This is a genomic window from Acidovorax radicis N35 (assembly GCF_000204195.1).
Taxonomy (GTDB): Bacteria; Pseudomonadota; Gammaproteobacteria; order Burkholderiales; family Burkholderiaceae_C; genus Acidovorax; species Acidovorax radicis.
The window spans coordinates 126,050-148,383 of the sequence record NZ_AFBG01000022.1 but is presented as its reverse complement, the minus strand read 5'-3'; the positions used below and the strand labels follow the sequence as shown (position 1 = coordinate 148,383).

The 22,334-nt window shown below is 66.9% G+C and carries 16 protein-coding genes; 15 read left to right on the top strand and 1 reads right to left on the bottom strand.

The window, feature by feature from the left end; translation table 11 throughout:
- Positions 1–2 precede the first annotated feature (2 nt).
- From ARADN35_RS0120730 to ARADN35_RS0120685, 10 genes are all read left to right on the top strand, one after another.
- Positions 3–1,868 (top strand): acyl-CoA dehydrogenase, encoded by a 1,866-nt coding sequence (locus ARADN35_RS0120730; RefSeq protein WP_010465604.1) that lies wholly within the window; start codon positions 3–5, stop codon positions 1,866–1,868.
- Entirely contained in the window at positions 1,868–2,077 is a 210-nt protein-coding gene (locus ARADN35_RS0120725) for a hypothetical protein (protein ID WP_010465603.1), read from the top strand. Before ARADN35_RS0120730 ends, ARADN35_RS0120725 begins: the two co-directional genes overlap by 1 nt.
- A 114-nt stretch (positions 2,078–2,191) precedes the next feature.
- Positions 2,192–2,983: an SDR family oxidoreductase gene (locus ARADN35_RS0120720; protein ID WP_010465601.1), complete on the top strand. Its 792-nt coding sequence runs from the start codon at positions 2,192–2,194 to the stop codon at positions 2,981–2,983.
- A gap of 153 nt (positions 2,984–3,136) precedes the next feature.
- The gene (locus ARADN35_RS0120715; RefSeq protein ID WP_010465599.1) at positions 3,137–3,568 is read left to right on the top strand and encodes a PaaI family thioesterase; all 432 of its coding nucleotides are present in this window, start codon (positions 3,137–3,139) and stop codon (positions 3,566–3,568) included.
- A gap of 95 nt (positions 3,569–3,663) precedes the next feature.
- Complete coding sequence (locus tag ARADN35_RS0120710; RefSeq protein ID WP_010465598.1) at positions 3,664–4,680, top strand: NADP-dependent oxidoreductase; 1,017 nt, start codon at positions 3,664–3,666, stop codon at positions 4,678–4,680.
- Between the two features lie 268 nt (positions 4,681–4,948).
- Entirely contained in the window at positions 4,949–5,395 is a 447-nt protein-coding gene (locus ARADN35_RS0120705) for a GNAT family N-acetyltransferase (protein ID WP_010465597.1), read from the top strand.
- Entirely contained in the window at positions 5,392–7,083 is a 1,692-nt protein-coding gene (locus ARADN35_RS0120700; protein WP_010465596.1) for an isovaleryl-CoA dehydrogenase, read from the top strand. Before ARADN35_RS0120705 ends, ARADN35_RS0120700 begins: the two co-directional genes overlap by 4 nt.
- 24 nt (positions 7,084–7,107) lie before the next feature.
- Positions 7,108–8,043, top strand: coding sequence for a glutathione S-transferase family protein (locus ARADN35_RS0120695; RefSeq protein WP_010465595.1), 936 nt, complete (start codon positions 7,108–7,110; stop codon positions 8,041–8,043).
- The gene (locus ARADN35_RS0120690) at positions 8,044–8,949 is read left to right on the top strand and encodes an SDR family oxidoreductase (protein WP_010465594.1); all 906 of its coding nucleotides are present in this window, start codon (positions 8,044–8,046) and stop codon (positions 8,947–8,949) included.
- Positions 8,950–8,999: 50 nt separating this feature from the next.
- Positions 9,000–9,590: a methylated-DNA--[protein]-cysteine S-methyltransferase gene (locus ARADN35_RS0120685; RefSeq protein ID WP_010465593.1), complete on the top strand. Its 591-nt coding sequence runs from the start codon at positions 9,000–9,002 to the stop codon at positions 9,588–9,590.
- A gap of 5 nt (positions 9,591–9,595) precedes the next feature.
- Here the strand turns inward: ARADN35_RS0120685 and ARADN35_RS0120680 are convergent, their stop codons facing one another.
- Positions 9,596–10,378, bottom strand: coding sequence for an IclR family transcriptional regulator (locus ARADN35_RS0120680; RefSeq protein ID WP_010465592.1), 783 nt, complete (start codon positions 10,376–10,378; stop codon positions 9,596–9,598).
- A gap of 242 nt (positions 10,379–10,620) precedes the next feature.
- Between ARADN35_RS0120680 and ARADN35_RS0120670 the strand changes: the two genes are divergently transcribed.
- The 5 genes from ARADN35_RS0120670 to ARADN35_RS0120650 all read left to right on the top strand — a co-directional run bounded on the left by ARADN35_RS0120670 (position 10,621) and on the right by ARADN35_RS0120650 (position 22,253).
- Positions 10,621–11,574 (top strand): TRAP transporter substrate-binding protein, encoded by a 954-nt coding sequence (locus ARADN35_RS0120670; RefSeq protein ID WP_050812563.1) that lies wholly within the window; start codon positions 10,621–10,623, stop codon positions 11,572–11,574.
- Positions 11,575–11,593: 19 nt separating this feature from the next.
- Positions 11,594–12,043 (top strand): type II 3-dehydroquinate dehydratase, encoded by a 450-nt coding sequence (locus ARADN35_RS0120665; protein ID WP_010465590.1) that lies wholly within the window; start codon positions 11,594–11,596, stop codon positions 12,041–12,043.
- A gap of 383 nt (positions 12,044–12,426) precedes the next feature.
- Positions 12,427–12,669, top strand: a complete 243-nt coding sequence (locus tag ARADN35_RS0120660; RefSeq protein ID WP_010465589.1) for a hypothetical protein — start codon at positions 12,427–12,429, stop codon at positions 12,667–12,669.
- Positions 12,670–12,728: 59 nt separating this feature from the next.
- Positions 12,729–21,413 carry a glycoside hydrolase family 94 protein gene (locus tag ARADN35_RS0120655; RefSeq protein ID WP_010465588.1) on the top strand — a complete coding sequence of 2,895 codons (8,685 nt, stop codon included), beginning with the start codon at positions 12,729–12,731 and terminating at the stop codon, positions 21,411–21,413.
- 165 nt (positions 21,414–21,578) lie between these two features.
- Entirely contained in the window at positions 21,579–22,253 is a 675-nt protein-coding gene (locus tag ARADN35_RS0120650; RefSeq protein ID WP_010465587.1) for a Crp/Fnr family transcriptional regulator, read from the top strand.
- The last annotated feature ends 81 nt before the right edge of the window (positions 22,254–22,334 follow it).

Below are 22,334 nucleotides of genomic sequence, written 5' to 3'. Positions count from 1 at the left end.
TGATGACCCTGCGTTCCACGCTCGACTTTCTGCTGTATGAATGGCTCGAGGCCCAGTCCCTCACGGCCCGTGCGCGTTTTACAGACCACTCGCGCGAAACTTTCGATGCGGTGCTCGACACCTGTGAGCGCATCGCCCGTGAGAAGTACGCTCCCTTCAACCGAACGGTGGACATCGAGGAGCCGCATTTCGACGGTGAAAAGGTCATCCTGCCCCAGGCGACCTACGAGGCGCGCAAGGCCTACGCCGAATCCGGCCTTCTGTCCGCAGCGCAGGACTATGAGGTCGGTGGCATGCAGCTGCCCTACACCGTAGAGGCGGCCGCCAACAGCTTCTTTGCAGTGGCGTCCATCAGCATCGGCTCGAATCTGCTCACCTCGGGCAATGCCAACCTGCTCATGGTGCATGGCACCGAGTCGCAAAAGCAGGTGTTCGCACTCAATGAATTCAACGGCCGATGGTCGGGCACCATGTGCCTGTCCGAGCCTCAGGCGGGTTCCTCGCTGTCGGATGTGGCCACGCGCGCCGTGCCCGATGGCGACGGCTTTGAGGCCGACCCGCTGGGCGCGCGGTATCGCCTGACGGGCAACAAGATGTGGATCAGCTCGGGCGACCACGAGCTCACCGAAAACATCGTGCACCTGGTGCTGGCCAAGATCCCGGGGCCGGACGGTAAGCTGGTGCCTGGCACCAAGGGCATCTCGCTGTTCATCGTGCCCAAGAAGCTCGTGGACACCGATGGCAAGCTCACCGGCGTGCGCAACGACGTGGCGCTGGCGGGCCTGAACCACAAGCTGGGCTGGCGTGGCACCACCAACACGCTGCTCAACTTTGGTGAAGGCAAGTTCCCGGTGGATGGGCGTGCAGGGGCCGTGGGTTACCTGGTGGGGCAGCCCGGCAAGGGCCTGCACTGCATGTTCCACATGATGAACGAGGCGCGCATCGGCATCGGCATGGCGGCCACCATGCTGGGGCTGGCGGGCTACTATGCCAGCCTGGACTACGCCAAGAACCGGCCGCAAGGGCGTCCGGTGCAGGGCCCCAAGGACGCTGCAGGCGCGGGTGCGGCTGCCGTGGTCAAGGACGCCGCCCAGCCCCAGGTGCGCATCATTGAACACGCCGACGTCAAGCGCATGCTGCTGGCCCAGAAGTCCTATGGTGAAGGGGCGCTGGCGCTCAATCTCTTCTGCGCCAAGCTCGTGGATGAGCAACATACCGGTGATGCCGTGGCGGCCGACGAAGCCCGCCTGCTGCTGGAAGTGCTCACCCCCATCGCCAAGAGCTGGCCCAGCGAGTGGTGCCTGGAGGCCAACAGCCTGGCCATCCAGATCCATGGCGGCTACGGCTACACGCGCGATTTTCCGGTGGAGCAGTACTGGCGCGACAACCGCCTGAACATGATCCACGAAGGCACGCATGGCATTCAGGCCATGGACTTGCTGGGCCGCAAGGTGCTCATGGAAGGCGGGCGCGGCCTGCAGCTGCTGGCCGGCCGCATCAACGCCACCATCGAGCGCGCGATCCAGGTGCCCACGCTGGCCGCGCATGCCAATGCACTGGGTGCCGCGCTGCAGCAGGTGGGGGCCGCCACCAAGGCGGCCTGGGCCACAGGCCAACCGGCTGACGCGCTGGCCAATGCGGTGCCCTACATGCAGGCCTTTGGCCACATGGTGCTGGCCTGGGTGTGGCTGGACGTGGCCCTGGCCACGCTGGCCCAGGATGCCAATCTGGCCCAGCCCGCGAGCGTGGGGCGCATGGGCGGCATGCGGTTTTTCTTTCACTACGAACTGCCGAAAATCGGCGCCTGGCTGCAGGTGGTCAGCACGCGCGATGCCACCTGCGCGGCCTTCCCTGAAGAGGCGTTTTGATGGCGGCGCAGCAAACCCTGCAACGCCTGCACAAGCTCATCTGGGTGTTGATCTACGGCGGCTTGCTCACGCTGATCCTGGGCATTGCCACGGCACGCACCAACGACGCCCTGGGCTGGAGCTTCATCGTGGTCGGTGGGGCGTTGGCTGCAGCGGGCGTGGCGCTGATTGCGGTGCGGGCCCGGTTGCACGCCGACCCCGGCCCGTAGCTGGACGCCCGACACCACCGCGACACAAAGTGCCCGCATTGCGCCGCACAATCATCGGCGCGTGGGGCCAACACCCATCAATAGATCCATCCAACACCGAAGGAGACTTTCAGCATGACCCGTACCATCCAACAACTGTTCGACCTCACTGGCAAAACCGCGCTGGTCACCGGCGGCTCGCGTGGCCTGGGGCTGCAACTGGCCCATTCGCTGGGCGAGGCGGGCGCCAAGATCCTGCTCAGTTCACGCAAGGCGTCCGACTTGGAAGAGGCCACGGCCGAGCTGCAGACCGCGGGTATCGATGCCCGCTGGATCGCCGCCGATTGCGCCAAGGAAGAAGACATCCGCCGCCTGGCCGATGAAACGCTGGAGCGACTGGGCCACGTGGACATCCTGGTGAACAATGCCGGCGCTGCCTGGGGGGCCCCCGCCGAAGACCACCCCGTGGACGCGTGGGACAAGGTGATGAACCTCAACGTGCGTGGCTACTTCATCCTGTCTCAGCACATCGCCAAGCACAGCATGATCGCGCGCCGCAGCGGCAGCATCATCAACGTGGCGTCCATTGCCGGCCTCGGTGGCAACCCCAAGGGCATGAACACCATTGCCTATAACACTTCCAAGGGCGCGGTGATCAATTTCACCCGTGCGCTGGCGGCAGAATGGGGCCAGTACAACATTCGTGTCAACGCCATCTGCCCCGGTTTCTTCCCGAGCCGGATGACAGTGGGCACCCTGAAGGCCATGGGTGAGGAAGCACTGGCGGCCCACGCGCCCCTGGGCCGCCTGGGCGACGACGAGGACCTGAAGGGCCTGTGCGCGCTGTATGCGTCCGATGCGGGCAAGCACATCACCGGCCAGTGGCTGGCGGTGGATGGCGGCGTGAGCATCGTTACGGGAGGTTAGGCAGGGTACTTCCCCCTGAGCCGCTTCGCGGCTTCCCCCTTCTCTCGGCTTTGCCGGGAAGGGGGACGCAGCCCTCGCTGCGGGGCGGCCCTTGCTAGGCTGCCCTGGCCGGGGCCGCGCCAGTTTTTGAGTTCTGTGTTCTGAGGACATGCCGTGAAAAGTTTTGGTGTCGAAATCCCCTTTGTCAGCCACCTTGGCTTCACGCTGCACCGGATGGAGGGCGGCGAGTCCGAGCTGCATTACGAGGCGAAGCCCGAGCACCTGAACTCCTTCGATGTGACCCATGGCGGCGCATCGATGACGCTGCTGGACGTGACCATGGCCACGGCTGCGCGCAGCGACACGCCCGACATGGGCGTGGTCACCATCGAGATGAAGACCAGCTTCATGCAGCCCGCGCGCGGGCCGCTGGTGGCCAAGGGGCGGCTCATTCATCGCACGGCCACCATGGCTTTTACCGAAGGCACGGTGGTCGACGCGCAGGGCAAGGTGTGTTGCCATGCCACCGGCACATTCAAGTACGTGCGGCGCCTGCCGTTGGACAGCCGCAGCGCCAACGGGCTCAAGGTGATTTCCACCGATTGAGCAAAATTTTTAGATCAAATTGGCCTCTGGCGCTTTATCCATAAGCGCTAGTAGCTATTGAATTCATAGTGATAGACATTCTGAAGGAGCCTCTCATGCCCCGCAACCAACAAATCGTTCTCGACAACCGTCCCCAGGGCGAAGCCGTGGCCAGCAACTTCAAGCTGGTGGCCACCGACACGCCTGCGCTGCAGGACGGCCAGGTGCTGGTGCGCCACCACTTCCTGAGCCTGGATCCGTACATGCGCGGCCGCATGAACGAGAGCAAGAGCTACGCCGCCTCTCAAGGCCTGGGCGAGGTCATGATCGGTGGCACCGTGGGCGAGGTGGCCGAGAGCAAGCACCCCAAGTACGCCGTGGGCGACAAGGTGGTGGGCATGGGTGGCTGGCAGGAATACAGCGTGGTGGACGGCAATGCCGTGGGCGCGCTGCGCAAGGTGGACACCACGCACGTGCCGCTGTCGCACTACCTGGGCGCCGTGGGCATGCCCGGCGTGACGGCCTGGTACGGCCTGGTCAAGATCATCGCCCCCAAGGAGGGTGACACCGTGGTGGTGAGCGCCGCCACCGGCGCCGTGGGCAGCGCCTTTGCCGCGCTGGCCAAGGCGCGTGGCTGCCGCGCCGTGGGCATTGCCGGTGGTGCCGACAAGTGCAGGTATGCGGTGGAAGAACTGGGCTTTGACGCCTGCATCGACTACAAGGAACACAGCGATGTGAAGGCCATGTCCAAGGCCTTGAAGGAAGCCTGCCCCAACGGTATCGACGGCTACTTCGAGAACGTGGGCGGCTGGATCATGGACGCCGTGATGCTGCGCATGAACGCCTTCAGCCGCATTGCCCTGTGCGGCATGATCGCCGGCTACGATGGCGCGCCGCTGCCCATGGCCAACCCCGCGCTCATGCTCATCAACCGCATGAAGGTCGAAGGCTTCATCGTCAGCGAGCACATGGAAGTCTGGCCCGAGGCGCTTAAGGAGCTGGGCACGCTGGTGGGCACCGGCAAGCTGCGCCCACGCGAGACGGTTGCCCAGGGCATTGCCGCCGCGCCCGAGGCCTTCCTCGGTCTGCTCAAGGGCAAGAACTTCGGCAAGCAACTGGTGAAGCTGATCTAAGAACCTGCTCCCGGCTTTTTCATGGGGTGCGCATGGCAGCAAACAGTCACGATCTAGGCGTCCGCCGCAGCCCATGCTGGCGGCCTGGGCAAGGTGGGCAACGACGAGCGTGGCTGTTTGCTGCCATGCCCTTCGGGTTGCCCCGCAAAGGCAGCGCCTGCGGCGTTGCCCATCCTCGCCGCACATCAGTGCGGCTTGCGGTGGGCGCCTTGCATCCACTGCCTTTGTGGGGCAACGCACCCCATGAAAAAGCCGGGAGCAGGTTCTAGTGCGCTGGATCTGGGCCCGCTTCGACGACTTGGGCGTGCACGCGCTGCACGACACACTCGCTCTGCGCTGCAAGGTCTTCATCCTGGAGCAGGGGCCCTACCAGGACCCCGATGGCGCCGACAAAAAGTCGCACCACCTGCTGGGCTATGACGAGGTCGGTGCGCTCCAGGCCAGCCTGCGCGTGGTGGACCCGGGCGTGAACTACCCCGAGCCTTCCATCGGGCGTGTGGTCACCGCCAAGGAGGCACGTGGCAACGGCACGGGCCGTGCGCTGATGGTGGAGGGCATAACCCGCTGCAGCCAGGCGTGGCCCGGCCGAAGCATCCGCATCAGCGCGCAGGCTCACCTGCAGCGGTTTTACGGCAGCCTGGGCTTTGTGGCCGTGTCCGACGAATACCTGGAAGACGACATTCCCCATATCGAGATGTTGTGGAGTCCCCCATGACCACTGCGACCGCCCCAACTGCCAGCCTGGCACGCACCCACGACGTGTTCAATCAGAGCACGCCCTGGGCCGATGTGAACCTGTTCACCACCAACCAGTCCCTGCAGGACGCGCTGCGCCTGCACGCCCCCAGCCTGCCGCTGGCGGGTCTGACGGCCCTGGGCGCAGAAATGGGGTCGGCGGAGATGTTGACCCACGCGCGCCTTGCCAACACCCACAAGCCGCAGCTGCACACGCACGACCGCTTTGGCCACCGCACCGATGTGGTCGAGTTTCACCCCAGCTACCACGCGCTGATCGGCGCGGCGCTGCGCCACGGCCTGCACGCCACGCCCTGGTCGCGCACCGGCGGTGCTGCGGCGTACGCACACACCGAGCGCGCCGCCGGCTTCATGCTGTTCACCGAGGCCGAGCCCTCGGTGCTGTGTCCCGTGTCGATGAGCTACGCCGTCACGCCGGCATTGCGCGGCAACGCCGCGGTGTGGGCCGACTGGAGCGCGGGCCTGGCCAGCACCCGGTACGACCCGCGCCTGGCCTTGTTCTCGCAAAAATCCGCGCTCACCATGGGCATGGGCATGACCGAGAAGCAGGGCGGGTCGGACGTGCGCGCCAACACCACCCAGGCCGTGCCCGATGGCGAGGATGCCTGGGGCCCGCGCTACCGGCTGACGGGCCACAAGTGGTTCTTCTCGGCCCCCATGTGCGATGCCTTCCTGGTGCTGGCGCAGGCGCCCGGCGGGCTGACCTGTTTCTTCCTGCCGCGCGTGCTGCCGGACGACCACAACGGCGTGCTCAACAGCATCCGCATCCAGCGCCTGAAGGACAAGCTTGGCAACCATGCCAACGCGAGCTCCGAGGTCGAGTTCATCGACGCGACCGCCTGGCGTGTGGGCGAAGAGGGCCGCGGCGTGGCGCAGATCCTGGAGATGGGCACCATGACGCGGCTGGACTGCGCCCTGGGCACCAGCGGCCTCATGCGCCAGGCGCTGACCATCGCGCTGCACCACACGCGACAGCGCTCGGCCTTTGGCAAGAAGCTCATCGAGCAACCCCTCATGCGCAACGTGCTGGCCGACCTGGCGCTGGAGAGCGAGGCCGCCACCGCGCTGTCCATCCGCCTGGCCAGTGCCTTCGACAAAAAGGCCACCAGCGAGCACGAAGCCGTCATGGCCCGCCTGCTCACGCCCGTGGCCAAGTTCTGGGTGTGCAAGCGCGGCAGCGTGTTCGCGCAGGAGGCCATGGAATGCCTGGGCGGCAACGGCTACGTGGAAGAGGGCGGTGAAGGCACCATGGCCCGCATCTACCGCGAGATGCCGCTCAACTCCATCTGGGAAGGCGCCGGCAACATCATGGCGCTGGACCTGCTGCGCGCCGTGCGCCGCGCCGACACCGCTGCAGCCCTGGCCGACGAACTGGCCCCCGCGCGCGGCGCCCACCCGGCGCTCGACCGCCTGGCCAGCGCGCTGCCCCTGCGCGTGGACGCGATGACCACCGAGGCCGAGGCCCGCCGCCTGGCGCAGGACGTGGCCCTGGCCGTGCAGGCCGCGCTGCTGTACCGCAGTGCACCCGGCGCTGTGTTCAGTGCCTTCTGCGATTCGCGCCTTGCCGGCGACTGGGGCTACAGCTTCGGCACGCTGGGTGCAACTGTTGACTTCGACCTGCTGCTGAACCGCGCCTTGCCCGCCTGACCCTCATTTTTTGCGGAGATTCCGATGTCCCACCTCATCCTGCACCACTACCCCTCGTCGCCGTTTTCCGAAAAGATCCGCCTGGTGCTGGGTTTCAAGAAGCTGGCGTGGAAGTCCGTGATCATCCCCAGCATCGCGCCCAAGCCCGATGTGGTGGCGCTCACGGGCGGCTACCGCAAAACGCCGTTCCTGCAGGTCGGTGCCGACATCTACTGCGACTCCGCGTTGATCTGCGACGTGCTGGAGCACGAGCAGCCCGAGCCCGTGCTGTACCCGCCGCACCTGAAGGGCGTGGCACGGGTGTTCGCGCAGTGGGCCGACAGCAGCCTGTTCTGGGCGGCCATGGCTTACAACCTGCAGCCCAAGGGCGCATCGGCCATGTTCGCCAACCTGCCGCCCAACGTGGCCCAGGCCTTCAGCGAAGACCGCCGTGAGATGAGTGCCGGCATGCAGCGCCTGCGCCCGGCAGACGCCACGGCCGCCTACCGCTCGTACCTGCGCCGCATCGCGTACATGGCCGAGGAGCATGACTTCCTGTTTGGCGCCGAGCCCTGCCTGGCCGACTTTTCCACCTACCACCCGCTGTGGTTCACGCGCCAGTGCGTGCCGGTGATGGCCGACATCTTCGCGGCCACCCCCGCCGTGCTCGAATGGATGGACCGCATCGCGGCCCTGGGCCACGGGCGCATGGAGAAGTTCACCGCGCAGGACGCCATTACCGTGGCCGCTGGCGCTGAGCCGCTGCCGCTGATGGATGACGTGTTCCAGGACGAGCACGGCATCCCCCTGGGCACGCAGGTCGCTATTGCCGCCGAAAGCTTTGGCACCGAGCCGACCGAGGGCGAACTGATCGCCGCCACCCGCACCCGCTACACCCTGCGCCGCACCGACCCGCGCGCAGGCACCGTGCAGGTGCATTTCCCCCGCATTGGATACACGTTGCGAAAGGTTGAGAAATAAATGATTGACGACTTCAAAGGCAAGACCGCCGTCCTGACCGGCGCCGGCTCGGGCTTCGGCCTCGAATGCGCGCGCATCGGCGCCCGCCTGGGCATGAACCTGGTGCTGGTGGACGTGCAGCAGGATGCACTCGATGCCGCTGCCGCCGAGATGCAGGCCGCGGGCGTGCAGGTGCTGGCGCGCAAGGTCGACGTGTCGAACGCCGCGCAGATGGAGCAACTGGCCGCCGATGTGCAGCAGCGCTTTGGCGCGCCGCACCTCGTTTTCAATAACGCCGGCGTGGGCGCGGGCGGCCTGGTGTGGGAGAACTCCATCAAGGACTGGGAATGGGTGCTGGGCGTGAACCTCTGGGGTGTGGTGCACGGTGTGCGCCTGTTCACACCGATGATGCTGGCCGCCGCCAAGAAGGACCCCGCCTGGCGCGGCCACATCGTCAACACTGCCAGCATGGCGGGCCTGGTGGACGCTCCCAACATGGGCATCTACAACGTCAGCAAGCACGCCGTGGTGAGCCTGTCGGAAACGCTGTACCAGGACCTGTCGCTGGTGACCGACCAGATCAAGGCCAGCGTGTTGTGTCCGTTCTTCGTGCCCACCGGCATCAGCCAGAGCCACCGCAACCGGCCCGAAGACATGCCGGCCGAGAGGCCCACCAAGAGCCAGCTCATCGGCCAGGCCATGAGCGACAAGGCGGTGGGCAGCGGCAAGGTGACGGCCGCTGAGGTGGCACAGAAGGTGTTTGACGCGGCGGCCCAGGGCCAGTTCTACATCTACAGCCATCCCAAGGCCATCGCCTCGGTGCAGACGCGGATGGAAGACATCATGCTGGGCCGCAACCCCACCGATCCGTTTGCCAGCAAGCCTGAGGTCGGCGAGCAGTTGCGTGCCGCATTGAGGGCTGAATAAGCCCCTGGCGCTTGATATAGAAGCGTGAATAGCTATTAAAAATATAGCAAATGTCTGCTGAGCCACACACCCTCGAAACGGCGCACGCTTTCGCAAGCGGCTATGCGCTGTTTCCAACCGCCATTGGCCACTGCGGCATTGCGTGGCAGGGTGCACGGCTGGTGGGTGTGCAGCTGCCGGAAGATGCTGGCGAGGTGCCAACGCGTGCCCGCATGCAGCGCCGGTTTCCGCAGCTCGCTGAAAGCGGGATGCCACCCGAGGTGGCAGCCTGGGCAGCGCGTGTGGTGGCCTTGCTCGAAGGAGCGCACGACGACCTGTGTGATGTGCCCTTGGCGCTGGACACCGTGGCCCCCTTCAACGCCCGCGTGTATGAACTGGCCCGCCGCATCCCACCCGGAAAAACCATGACCTATGGCGAGATGGCTGCCGCGTTGGGCGAGCCGGGTGCCGCGCGTGCCGTGGGCCAGGCGTTGGGCCACAACCCGTTTGCGCCTGTGGTGCCGTGCCACCGTATCCTGGCGGCGAACGGCAAGACAGGCGGTTTTTCGGCCGGTGGCGGCGCCACCACCAAGATGCGCATGCTGGAGATCGAGGGCGCGTTTGCGCACGAGACCCTGGCGCTGTTTGCACCCAGAGGCTGAACGGATCAACCGCGCTTTTTGAGCAGGGGCGACCCCGCGCTGGCCATGGCCAGCTCGTGCGTGGTGTTCAGCAGGGCAGGGCCCAGGGCCTGCATGCGCTCGGGCGTCAGGCGCACCAGCGGGCCCGCAATGGTCACCACCCCGATCACCGTGCCGTTGCCCCGTCGGATGGGCGCGGCCATGGCCGCCATGGCCGGTGCAAACACCTCGACGATGGTGCTGAAGCCCTGCTGCCGTGCGGTGCGCAGGTAGGCCAGCAGGGCCTTCACGGTGGTGGGGGCGTTGGGGCCGTAGTCCTCGGGCTTGCCAAAGCCCTGGCGTGCTACCAGGGCCAAGGCCTCTTCATCGCTCATCGTGGACAGCCAGGCATGGCCGGCCGAGCTGCACGACAGGTTGACCGACAGGCCCATGTCCGGGTCGTAGCGCAGGCCGCGCACGGCCCCTTGCGCCTTGGCCACAAAGGTCAGCGCATCACCGTCCACCACGGCCAGACGCACCAGCTCGCCAGATTCGGCGGCCAGCCGGTCCAGCAGGGGCTGGGCAATGTCCACCACGCCCGTGGCGCTCAGATAGCCCAGGCCCAGCGACACCAGCTTGATGGTGAGCATGTAGTTGCCCTGGCTCTGGTCCTGCCGCACGTAGCCGCAACGGATCAACTCGGCCAGCAGGCGGTGCGTGGCGCTCAGTGGCATGTCCAGTTCGGAGGCCAGGCTCGACAGGGCCTTGCCTTCCGGGTGCGGTGCAAGGTGCTCCAGGACTTTGAAACTGCGTTCAAGGATGCTGCTCATGGCGGGGCTTTTTGTGATCGTGAACTGGTTTTGTCGGGATACCCAAGCGCTGGTTCTTCCGGCGCAATGTATCAAAAATTGTTAAAGGGTTTCTACTGTGGAAACAGTTTCCACTTTATTCATACGATGCAGTCCCAGATGCACCCCGGGCCTGGGGTGCACAACCCTGGTCTCTTTTTGTTGGAGAAGTCCCTGTGAAAAAAACTGCTTGCCTCCTGGCGGCCGCTGGCCTGTCCTTCTTGATGGCGCTGCCCGCCGCCGCGCAGCAGGAGCGCGTGATCCGCTTCGGGCACCTGAACAATGCCGACCACCCCGTGAGCTTTGGCGTCAAGCGTTTTAGCGAGCTGCTGGCGGCCAAGAGCGGCGGCAAGATGAAGGTGATGGAGTTCCCCGCCTCGCAGCTGGGCAACGAGATGCAGCAGCAGTCGGCGCTGCAGGGCGGTGTGCAGCAGATGTCGGCCCCGGCCACCACCTCGCTGGCCGGCATCGTCAAGGAATTCGGGTTGGTGGACTTCCCCTTCTCGGTGGCCAACTTTGCGCAGGCCGATGCGCTGCTCGACGGCCCGCTGGGCCAGGCGCTGATCGCCCGATTGCCCGAGAAGGGCCTGGTGGCCCTGGGCTACTGGGACCTCGGTTTTCGCAACGTGACCAACAGCAGGCGCCCCATCACCAAGGCCGATGATTTTGATGGACTCAAGCTGCGCGTGATCCCCAACCCGGTGTTCCTGGAGACCTTCAAGGCCTTCAAGGCCAACCCTGTGCCCATGCCGTTTGCCGAGCTGTACGGCGCGCTGGAAGCCAAGGCCGTGGACGGACAGGAGAACCCCTATGCGGTGATCCTGTCGAACAAGATGTTCGAGGTGCAGAAGTACGTGAGCGCCACCAACCACGTGTACGCCGCCAACATCGTGCTGGTGAGCAAGAAGTTCTGGGACCAGCTCACCCCCGCCGAGCAGAAGATGATGCACGACGCGGCCAGCGAGTCGCGTGGCTACCAGCGCCAGGTGAGCCGCGCCGCAGCGCAGCGTTCGGTGGGTGACCTGCAGGCCAAAGGCATGGCCTACAACGAGATCACGCCCGCCGAGCTGGCGCGCATGCAGCAGATCGCCAAGCCCGTGATCGAGAAGTTCGCGGCCACCTATGACCCGGCGATCGTCAAGCTCTACAACGACGAACTCGCCCGCATCCGCAAGTAAGCCACCTGGTCCGAAACCTATGAAAATTCTCATCCTCCACGGCCCCAACCTCAACCTGTTCGGGCGCCGCGAACCCCATATCTATGGCACCACCACGCTGGCCCAGATCAACGAGCGTTTGCTCAAGCTCGCTACAGAGCTGGGTGTGGAGCTCGACATCGTGCAGTCCAACCATGAGGGCGCGCTCATCGACTTCCTGCACGCGAACATCGATGCAGCGCAGGGCGCACTCGTGAATCCTGCGGGCCTGACACAGCACGGCGTGCCGCTGCACGACGCCATCAAGGCCATGCCTTTCCCGGTGATCGAAGTGCACATGTCCAATATCGCCGCGCGCGAAGCCTGGCGCGCGCACTCCATCATCTCGCCCGCCGTCAAGGCCACGGTGCAGGGCTTCGGGCCCCACTCCTACCTGGCCGGGCTGCGGGCGTTGGTGGACAGCCTGCGCGAGGCCGCCCAGGTTGCCTGAGCGGTGTGGGATGTACGGTGATGTGCGTTCAACATCTCCTCTGAAAAGCCACAGGCCCCCGATGGACCGGCTCTGCCCTCTGCCGTGCTGCTACTGAGCGGTGGTTGATTCGATATTTTTGGGTCAAATCGGCCGTTGGCGCTTTGTTAGATTGCGCAATGTGCTATAAAAATAGTAGCATTTGAGGCGGTGTCAACGCAGCCCGCGTCGCCAAAAGCTGTGCCGGCAAGGCCAGGCATCAGGTGGTGAGGTGCCTGGGCAAAAAACAGGCCCGCGGTGGTCTGTTCGACAGCGCACAGACGCGCAGTATCTGCCCCTTGTACAAGAGGATCGGAGCGTACCCGCCACGCGGTTGCGCCATTCACTTGTACCAGGAGCCGCCCATGTCCCATCCATCCACCCTTGCCTCTGCGTGGGACACGTCTTCCGTGGGGCAGCCGGCAGACATCTCGCTGCTGGAACTCTCCCACCTGGGTGAACATCTGGTGCACTGCGGCGCGTTGCGGGGGCCGTTGGACCAGTTTCTCGCTGGCGCTGCATGGCTGCAGGCCTTGGTTGCAGAACATGTGGTGACTGTTGCACTCCTGGTCACGTTGCTGGTGGGGGCCGTATCGCTGGTGCGATAGGGGGCAAGCGCATGGGCTTACGCACACCATGGCCCTGGGTTTCTTCCGCGATGGATCGCATGCTCGATGCCCGGGCAGGCCCGGTGCTGGAGCCCCTGCGGGCCGAAGTGTTTGGCGCAGCCCGCTTCGAAGAGCATGGCCGGCACCTCGGTTCCTCCCACGACGCGGGCAAGGCACCCTTTGGCCGCACCACGTTTTACCCGCGTCTGCAGAGCAACATCCGCGCGTTGCGGGCTGCGCACCGCTACCTGTTCGACGCGCCCCACGACGAGCATGCCATCAGCCCCGCCGCTGAATGGCTGTTTGACAACTTCCATCTGATCGAAAGCCAGCTCAAGGAGATCCGGGCCGGGCTGCCGCCGCGTTACTACCGCTCGCTGCCGGTGCTCAAAGGCGCCCCGTTGGTGGGCCTGCCGCGTGTGTACGGTGTGGCCTGGTCGTTTGTGGCCCACACCGACAGCGCGTTCGATGAATCGCTGTTGGTGCACTACCTGAACGCTTACCAGGAGACCCGCGAGCTGAGCCTGGGGGAGCTGTGGGCGTTGCCCACCACGCTGCGCGTGGTGTTCATCGAAAACCTGCGCCGCCTGGCCGAGCGCCTGGCCAGCCACAAGGCTGCGCAGGAGCTGGCCAGCCTGTGCGCCACCCACTGCGAGGAGCTGACTACCCAGACCCTGGACGCTGCGTGCGCTGCCATGGAGCAGCGCGGTGTGGCCCCCGTGTTCCTGGCCCATCTGGCGCAATCCATGGCGGGGCGCAGAACGCCGGGAGGGCATACACCGGCGCAGCCCTTGTTGCCGGTGCAGCAGTGGTTGTTGACCGCTGTGCCTGACCTGGTGGCGCTGCAGGCCCAGCAGCAGATCAACCAGGCCGCGGACCAGCTGAGCATGGGCAATGCCGTCACGGCGCTGCGGCGGGTGGGCGCGGCCGACTGGTCCGACATCATCAGCCAGACCAGCCTGGTGCTGCGCGCCATGCTGCAGTCGCCCGTGTTCGCGGCCGAGGACGAGTCCACGCGCAACACCACCTTGCACGGCATTGAAAACCTGTCGGCCCGCAGCGGGCAGGGTGAGGCCGCCGTGGCACAGGCGCTGCTGGTGCTGATGTCGGGCGGCCAGGGCGAGCCTCTGGATGAGCCTGAAGGCGCGCAGGCGTTGGCAGGCTATTGGCTGCAAGGCGCCGGGCGCAGCCAGCTGGAGCACACCCTCGGTACAGGCCGCCATGCCACCGATGCGGTGGCCCTGTGGCGTTCTGCGGTGGGTCTGTCGCGTGTGCCGCTGTACCTGGGCGCCTTGCTGCTGGGCTCGCTCGGCCTGCTGGCCTGGCTGATGGCGCCCCTGTGGGGCATGCCACCAGGGCCCTCGGCCAGTGCAGCCCATCTTGCGGGCCTGGCGCTGGTGGCCGCCTTGTTGCTGCTGCCCGTGTCCGAGATCGTGGTGGCCGTGGTGAACCGGCTCATTGGCGAATCCGTCCGGCCCACGTACATGCCCCGCTACCTGCTGCCAGCGGGCATTCCGGCATCGGCACGTGTGCTGGTGGCGATCCCGGCCCTGCTCAGCAGCACCGGCACCATCGACCGGCTGGTGCACCGCCTGCACCTGCATTGCCTGGCCAACCCCGAGCCCTGTGCGCAGTTTGCGCTGCTGACAGACGGTGTGGATGCCGACGTGCAAGACCTGCCCGAAGACGGCCCGCTGCTGGCCCATGCCCAGAGCCAGATGCAGGCCCTGAACCAGCAGCATCCCGTCACTCCAGGCAGTGCCCCGCGTTTTGTGCTGCTGCACCGCGCGCGCACCTACAGCCCCACGCAGCAGCAGTGGATCGGCTGGGAGCGAAAGCGCGGAAAGCTCGAACAGCTGGTGGCCGCACTCGCCACGGGGGGGCAGGGCGCCTTCCTGGACCTGGACGAACTCTCGCACCTGGCACCGCAGACCCGCTATGTGCTCACGCTGGACAGCGATACGCAGCTGCCCCCGGGCCGTCTGCGCAGCCTGGTGGGCGTGGCCGAACACCCCGAGAACCAACCCCGGCTGGATGCCACAGGCCAGCGCGTGGTGCAGGGCTACGGCATCCTGCAGCCCCGGGTGCTCGCGCCACTGCCCACGTCTGCCACCACCTCGTTGTGGCAGTGGCTGTTTGCGGGCCAGCAGGGACTGGACCCGTACAGCGCCATGACCTCCGACGTGTACCAGGATTTTTTTGCCGAAGGCAGTTTCACTGGCAAGGGCCTGCTGCATGTGGCCACCGTGCACGCCGTGCTGGGCGGGCGCCTGCCCGCCGACCAGGTGCTGAGCCACGACCTGCTTGAAGGCGCGCTGGCACGCTGCGCCGTTGTCAGCGATGTGACGCTGGTGGAGTCCGAGCCCGAGCACAGCGACACCGCCACCGCCCGCCTGCACCGCTGGACGCGGGGCGACTGGCAGCTGTGGCCCTTTCTGGCCCAAGCCCATCGCTGGGGCCTCTCACCCACCAACCGCTGGAAGCTGCTGGACAACTTGCGCCGTTCGCTCGTGGCACCCGCATCGCTGGTGCTGGTGGTGTTGGCCATGGTGGGGCTGGGCCTGCCTTTGGCCAGTACGCTCGCGCTGGTGGTGGCGGCCTATGTGGCTGCGCCGCTGATGGGTGCACTGGCGGGCTGGGTGCCCAGCCGTTTTGGGCTGGTCGGCATGCGTTTTGTGCACGAAGCCTCAGGCGACCTGCTGCGTGCCCTGGCCAGCGGCGTGTGGCACCTGGCCCTGCTGCCGCAGCAGGCTCTGTTGCTGGGCGATGCCGTGGTGCGCACCGTGCACCGGCAGGCCGTGAGCCGTTGGCACCTGCTTGAGTGGACCACGGCCGAGGCCGCACAGAACACCTTGACCACAAGCCTTCACGCCACGCTGCGCAGGCACAAGGCGGCGCCTTTGCTGGCGCTGGGCTGCGGCGTGGCGCTCTGGGCCGGGGGCTCCCTGGACCCCTCGGCGCCCTGGGCCTTGGTGGGGGCGCTGCTGGCGCTGTGGGCGCTGTCGCCGCTGCTGGTGTGGCTGGCGAACAGGGTCCCGTCTGGCGGTGGCAGCCCAACGCTGTCGTCACAAGACCAGGACCTGCTGCACGGCGTGGCGCGCGACACCTGGCGTTTGTTCGAGCGCTGTGTGGATGCACACAACCACCACCTGCCGCCCGACAACCTGCAGACCGCCCCGTATGAAATGGTGGCGCACCGCACCTCGCCCACCAACATCGGGCTGTACCTGCTGAGTGCCAGTTGTGCACGCCAGTTCGGCTGGATCGGCACGCTGGAGCTGCTCGACCGGCTCGAAGCCACACTGGCGACCCTGCAAGCGATGGAGCGGCACCGAGGCCACTTCCTGAACTGGTACGACACCGAAACCCTGCAGCCCCTGCACCCGCGTTATGTGTCCACGGTGGACAGCGGCAACCTCTGCGCCCACCTGGTGGCCGTGGCGCAGGCCTGCAGCGCGCTGGCGGCGCAGCCGCTGTCGCCGCAGGCGGGTGAGCAGGCCATTCGCGCATCGCTGGCGCGGCTGCAGCCCCGGCTGGGCATCCACCACCTGGGTATGCGCGGGTTGCAGCACCCCTCCGCGCTGAGCCGCCTGCTGGGCCTGCGCCCGCCCGACCCCGCGCACCTGCCTGAGGCCACGGCGTTTCGCGCGCTGCTGGCGCAGGCGCAGGACGAGCTCCGCAGCATGGCCCAGCCACGCCACCCGGCCATCGTGCACAGCCCGCCCACGGCGCAGGACGAACTGCTGTGGCTGCTGGCCGACCACCTGGCCACGCTGCAGTCGGTGGACCGTGACCAGCAGGCCGCGCACAGTGGCGGCGCGCCTGATGCCACGCGGCGCCTGATGGCCTTGGCCGAGGCGCTGGATGCACTGGCCTGGCAGGCTGACTTCCGGTTTCTGTACCACCCGCGGCGGCACCTGCTGCACATTGGCTACCGGGTGGACGAGCAGCAGCTGGACACCTCGTTCTACGATCTGCTCGCGTCCGAATCGCGCACCACCAGCCTGCTGGCTGTGGCCAAGGGCGACCTGCCCGTGCGGCACTGGGCGGCCCTGGGACGGCCGCTTTTTGCCAACGGCCACCATGCGGTGCTGCGTTCGTGGTCGGGCTCGATGTTCGAGTACCTCATGCCCACACTGGTCATGGATGAGCCGTATCACAGCGCCCTGGGTGAGGCAGGGCGGTCGGCCCTGCGTGAGCACGTGGCGCTGGTGCAGGGCCTGGGCAAGGACATGCCCTGGGGCATTTCCGAATGTGCCTATTCCGGACGCGACCACACCCTGGCGTACCAATACGCCCCGCAGGGCGTGCCCCGCCTGGCCTTGCGCCGCGCGCCTGTGGGCGAGCTGGTGATTGCACCCTATGCCACGGCGCTGGCTACGCAGGTGGATGCCCGCGCGGCCTGCGCGAACTTCCGCACCCTGGCTGCACTGTCGGCGCGTGGGCGCTACGGCTTTTACGAGGCACTGGACTTCACGCCCGAACGCCAGACCCATGGCGAGCGGCTCACGCTGGTCAGCACCTACATGGCCCACCACCAGGGCATGACCATCGTGGCGCTGGCCAATGTGCTGCTGCGTGGAGTGGCCCAGCGCTGGGGCACGGCGCATGCACGCATCGAGGCCGTGCTGCCGCTGCTGCAGGAGCGCGCCCCGCGCGAGCTGCCCACCTTGCAAGCGACGCCGCCGCGCCTGCCGCCGCATGCGCGCCAGCAAAAAACGCCCGACCATGTGCGCTCTGTCACCCCGGGTGCCCACGCGCTGGAGCCGACACACCTGCTGGGCAACGGGCGCTACAGCGTCACCCTGCGCGCCAATGGGGCGGGCTGGAGCCGCTGGCACCAGACGGGCATCACCCGCTGGCGCGACGATGCGCTGCGGGATGCGCACGGCAGTTTTCTGTATGTGCGGCAGATGGGCTCCAGCGTGCCCGCGTCCGTCACCAGCCACCCCGCTCCCGATGCGCGAGCGGTGTACGGCAGCATCTTCCATACCGACCGCGTGTGTTTTGACGCACTGTGGCCGGGGCTGCGCGTGCACGCCACGGTGTGGGTGAGCCCGGAAGACGACATCGAACTGCGCAAGGTGGTGGTGAGCAACCTGGGCGACGAAGTGATCGAGTTGGAGCTGATCTCGGCCCTGGACATCACCCTGGCCACCCATGCGGCCGACGAGGCGCACCCGGCGTTCTCCAACCTTTTCATTGCCGCCGATTGGCTGCCCGAACAGCAGGCGCTGCGGTTCATCAGAACGCCCCGCCTGCAGACCGAGACCACGCTGCAGGCCACGCACTTTGTGGCGGATGCCGAAGGCAACGTGCTGGGCCTGCGCTGCCAGACCGACCGCCAGCTCTGGCTGGGGCGCAACCACACGCCCGGCCAGCCGCTGGCCCTGCTGAGCCGCGTGCCGGAGGCGCCCGCCGCGCTGGACACGGGGCTGGACCCCGTGGCCGCCCTGGGGGTGATGCTCCGCATTGCGCCAGGCGCGCAAGCCTGCGTCACATTTGCCACAGCGGCATCGCCAGACCCGGCAACGCTGCTGGCCATCATCGACAAGTACCGCCAGCCCACCTATGTGGAGCGCGCCTCGGCCATGTCGGCCACGCTGGCCAGCATCCAGTGGGCATCGCACCGCCCGCATCGTGACTACCTGCCCGCACTGCAGGCATTGACCACGGCGCTGGTGTTCACGCTGCCCAAGATCCATGCCGTGCCTGCGGGCCTGTTGGCAGAACCCCAGGGGGCACCCCGTGTGTGCGACCGCCGCGTGTTGTGGCAACTGGGCCTGTCGGGCGACCGGCCCATCGTGCTGGTGATGGCCGGATCGCCCCAGGGCATGGGCCTGCTGCGCACGCTGGCCCAGGCGCTGCGCGAATGGGCGCATGGTGGTGTGGCCTGCGACCTGGTGGTGCTCAGCAGTGAATCCCATTCGTACCATATGCCCCTGCAGCGCGAGCTGACGCTGCTGCGCGAGCACCACGATGCCGATCTCGCCGCACACACCGGTCCGGCCGTGACCAGCCTGCGCGTATTGCGGATCGATGAGCTGTCGGCACCGCAACTGGGCACGTTGGCGAGCCTGGCCCGCATCACCCTGCAGGCCGATGGCCATGCACTGATGCACCAGATGAAGGCCTGGGTGGCGGCCCATGGCGCATCCATGGCCAGCCCCTGGCGCGGCGGTGCCACCGACGAAGTGCCCACGCACCAGGGCAGCACGCGGGTGCCCGCCCCGGTGGGCGGCTTTGCCCCGGTCACCGGCACCTTCGGGTTCGAGGTGTCGGCTGCGTTGCGGCCCGCCAAACCCTGGGTCAATGTGCTGGCCAATGCCCAGCTGGGGGCCATGGTGTCTGAAAGTGGCGCAGGCAACACCTGGGCGCTTAACAGCCGCCTGAACCAGCTCACGGCTTGGTCGAACGACCCGGTGGCCGACCCCCCCGCCGAATGGCTGCTGCTGCAGGACCGCCGCACGCGCGAGGTGTGGAGCCTGACGCCCTCGGCCTGGGGCGCAGCCGATGTGGTGTACGGCGTGGAACATGCCCAGGGCACCACCACCATCCGCCACCGCCGAGGCTCGCTGGATGTAGCGGTGCGCTGGTGTGTGGACCCCATCACTGCCATCAAACAGGTGCATGTGCAGGTGCGCAACCTGGGCAATCGGCGCGAGCATCTGCGCCTGGTGGGCATGGTGGAATGGATGATGGGTGAAAAGCGCGGCGACCGCGCCACGCTGGCCACCGCACCGTGTTTTGCACCGCTGCCCGACGGCCGCTTGCTGGGCTTGTTGTGCACGCAGACCGAGGCGGCCGCAGGCTTTGGGGGGGGCACGGCCTTTTTCTGCGAGGCCTCGGCCGGGCCGGGCACGGACGACCGTGCCAATGACAGCCTGGACTGGACCTGCGACCGCCGCGAGTTTTTCGATGCGCAGGGCGATCTGGTGGTGCCCTTGCAACTGGGGCAGCGCAGCGGGTTCGGGCTGGACCCTTGTGCAGCGCTGTCGCGCATGGTGACCTTGCGGGCCGGGGCGGCGTTCGAGCGCGTGTACCTGATGGGCTACGCGCCCACCGAGGCAGCGGCGCGCACGCTGGGCGCTGAGGCCATGGCCGTGGCGGCCCGTGTGCGGGAGAAAGCGACCCTCGATGGATGGAACCTGCTGCTGGGCGCAACGCAGGTGGCCACGCCCGATCCACTGTTCGATGTGCTGGTCAACCGCTGGCTGCTGTACCAGACGGTGTCCTCGCGCCTGTATGCCAAGGCGGGCTTTTACCAGGCGGGTGGTGCCACGGGCTACCGCGACCAGTTGCAGGACGCGATGGCGCTGGCCTGGGCGCAGCCGGGCACCTTGCGCGCGCAGATCGTGCTGTGCGCGTCGCGCCAGTTTGAGGCGGGCGATGTGCAGCATTGGTGGCACACGCCGGGCGGGGCAGGGGTGCGCACCCATTTCTCGGACGACCTGCTGTGGCTGCCCTTTGCTTGCGCGCATTATCTGGAGCGCACCGCCGACAAAAGTTTGCTGGAGGAGCAGGTGGCGTTCCTTGAAGGCTCCGCCATTCCTGAGGGCGCTGAGGACATCTACGAATCCCCCGGCGCCAGCACCACCACAGCCAGTGTGTATGAGCATGCCGCACGCACCATCGACCGCAGCCTGCGCACCGGCGCACACGGTCTGCCGCTGATGGGCGGTGGCGACTGGAACGACGGCATGAACCGCGTGGGCGACGGCGGGCGCGGCGAATCGGTGTGGCTGGCGTGGTTTTTGTGCGCCATCGTCACCGACTGGATTCCGCTGGCCCGCGATCAGGGCGATCTGGACCGCGTGCAGCGCTGGGACACCGCATTGATCGGCTGGCGGGCTGCATTGGAAAACCAGGCGTGGGACGGCGACTGGTACCAGCGCGCCTTTTTTGACGACGGCACGGCACTGGGCAGCCACACGCGGGACGAGGGTCGCATTGACCTGATCGCCCAGGCCTGGGCGGTGCTTTCGGGCGCCGCAGCGCCTGAGCGGCAGCGCGGCGCGATGGACGCGGTCGAGGCGCATCTGGTCAACCCCGCAGCGGGGTTGATCCAGCTGCTGGCGCCCTCGCTGCGCCATGCCTCACCCAGCGCGGGCTACATCCAGGCCTACCCACCCGGCGTGCGCGAGAACGGCGGGCAGTATGCCCATGGCGGTGTGTGGGCCCTGATGGCCGCCGCAGAACTGGCCGTGCAGAGGCTTGATGAGCACCCCGGTGCGTTCGATGTGCCCTACCGCTACTTCACCTATCTGAGCCCGGCGCACCGGGCCCAGCACCCCGTGTGGGGGCCGGTGTATGCCGTGGAGCCCTATGTGATGGCGGCCGACATCTACAGCCAGCCGCCCTATGTGGGGCGGGGCGGCTGGAGCTGGTACACCGGCGCGGCGGGCTGGCTGCACCGGGCGGCGGTGGAGTCCATCGTGGGGCTGCAGATGCGGGCACAGGAGCTGTTTTTCACGCCTTGCCTGCCGTCGCACTGGCCGGGTGCCGAACTGACCCTGGTGCGCGGTGGGCGCACGCTGCGGTTCATTCTGGTGCGGATGGCCCCGGGGGCTGGGCCACCCAGCCTGCCCGTGAATGCCCCGGCTGGTGCGTGCTGGCTTCAGGTGGGTGAACGGTTGCGATGGGTCGATCTGTCTTCGGACCTGTGTTGTGTGATTCCCCTTCCGGTGCATGCGGACACGGTTTCTGGCGCTGTGCAGTACCCACGGATGGGCGCCATTTGGTAAATGTGTGTATGTGCGATACCGTACAGACCAGAAGGGTTCAGCCCCGCAAACTGGCTGCTTGCCCAGCGTGGCAGGCCCAACCGCGACGGCCGTGCGCCTCGCGTTACCAAAGGTGCCACCATCAAAAGATCCAATTCGCCCCTTCAGAATCAGCTGCTGGCCGCCTTGCCGGAGCTGGAGCTGCAGCGCTGGCTGCCGCAACTGGAGTCGGTGGAGCTGCCGTTGGGGCAGGTGTTGTATGAATCCGGTGCGGCCATGCCGTATGTGTATTTCCCTACCAACGCCATCGTGTCCCTGCTTTATGTGCTGGAGGACGGGGCCTCGGCCGAGATTGCGGTGGTCGGTTTTGAAGGACTGGTGGGCGTCTCCATCTTCATGGGTGGTGGCTCCACACCCAGCCGGGCGGTGGTGCAAAGCGCGGGTTCGGGTTACCGCATGCGCGCCGATGCCATGAAGCAGGAGTTTGCCCGCTCGGGGCCCGTCATGCACCTGCTGCTGCGCTACACGCAGGCACTCATCACCCAGATGGCGCAGACCGCCGTGTGCAACCGCCACCATTCGCTGGACCAGCAGCTGTGCCGCTGGCTGCTGCTGAGCCTGGACCGCCTGAAAAGCAACCAGCTGGTGATGACGCAGGAACTGATCGCCAACATGCTGGGCGTGCGGCGCGAGGGGGTGACCGAAGCGGCCCTCAAGCTGCAGCGGGCCGGGCTGATCAGCTACGCCCGGGGGCACATCAATGTGCTGGATCGCCCGGGCCTGGAGGGCCGCACCTGCGAGTGCTACGAAGTCGTCAAAAAGGAATACGACCGGTTGCTGCCCAAGGGTGTTGCCAGTTAGCACGCCTTCCCACTGATGGGAGGGCCGGGCGGGGCGTGCTGTGTGCGCTGGCAGACAGTCAGGGTGCCAAGGGGCGCCCAC

Excerpts from the sequence above, each read along its gene's own strand:
- ARADN35_RS0120730 (WP_010465604.1), top strand. The coding sequence starts at position 3 with ATGACCCTGCGTTCCACGCTCGACTTTCTGCTGTATGAATGGCTCGAG.
- ARADN35_RS0120725 (WP_010465603.1), top strand. The coding sequence starts at position 1,868 with ATGGCGGCGCAGCAAACCCTGCAACGCCTGCACAAGCTCATCTGGGTG.
- ARADN35_RS0120720 (WP_010465601.1), top strand. The coding sequence starts at position 2,192 with ATGACCCGTACCATCCAACAACTGTTCGACCTCACTGGCAAAACCGCG.
- ARADN35_RS0120710 (WP_010465598.1), top strand. The coding sequence starts at position 3,664 with ATGCCCCGCAACCAACAAATCGTTCTCGACAACCGTCCCCAGGGCGAA.
- ARADN35_RS0120700 (WP_010465596.1), top strand. The coding sequence starts at position 5,392 with ATGACCACTGCGACCGCCCCAACTGCCAGCCTGGCACGCACCCACGAC.
- ARADN35_RS0120695 (WP_010465595.1), top strand. The coding sequence starts at position 7,108 with ATGTCCCACCTCATCCTGCACCACTACCCCTCGTCGCCGTTTTCCGAA.
- ARADN35_RS0120690 (WP_010465594.1), top strand. The coding sequence starts at position 8,044 with ATGATTGACGACTTCAAAGGCAAGACCGCCGTCCTGACCGGCGCCGGC.
- ARADN35_RS0120685 (WP_010465593.1), top strand. The coding sequence starts at position 9,000 with ATGTCTGCTGAGCCACACACCCTCGAAACGGCGCACGCTTTCGCAAGC.
- ARADN35_RS0120680 (WP_010465592.1), bottom strand. The coding sequence starts at position 10,378 with ATGAGCAGCATCCTTGAACGCAGTTTCAAAGTCCTGGAGCACCTTGCA.
- ARADN35_RS0120670 (WP_050812563.1), top strand. The coding sequence starts at position 10,621 with ATGGCGCTGCCCGCCGCCGCGCAGCAGGAGCGCGTGATCCGCTTCGGG.
- ARADN35_RS0120665 (WP_010465590.1), top strand. The coding sequence starts at position 11,594 with ATGAAAATTCTCATCCTCCACGGCCCCAACCTCAACCTGTTCGGGCGC.
- ARADN35_RS0120660 (WP_010465589.1), top strand. The coding sequence starts at position 12,427 with ATGTCCCATCCATCCACCCTTGCCTCTGCGTGGGACACGTCTTCCGTG.
- ARADN35_RS0120655 (WP_010465588.1), top strand. The coding sequence starts at position 12,729 with ATGCTCGATGCCCGGGCAGGCCCGGTGCTGGAGCCCCTGCGGGCCGAA.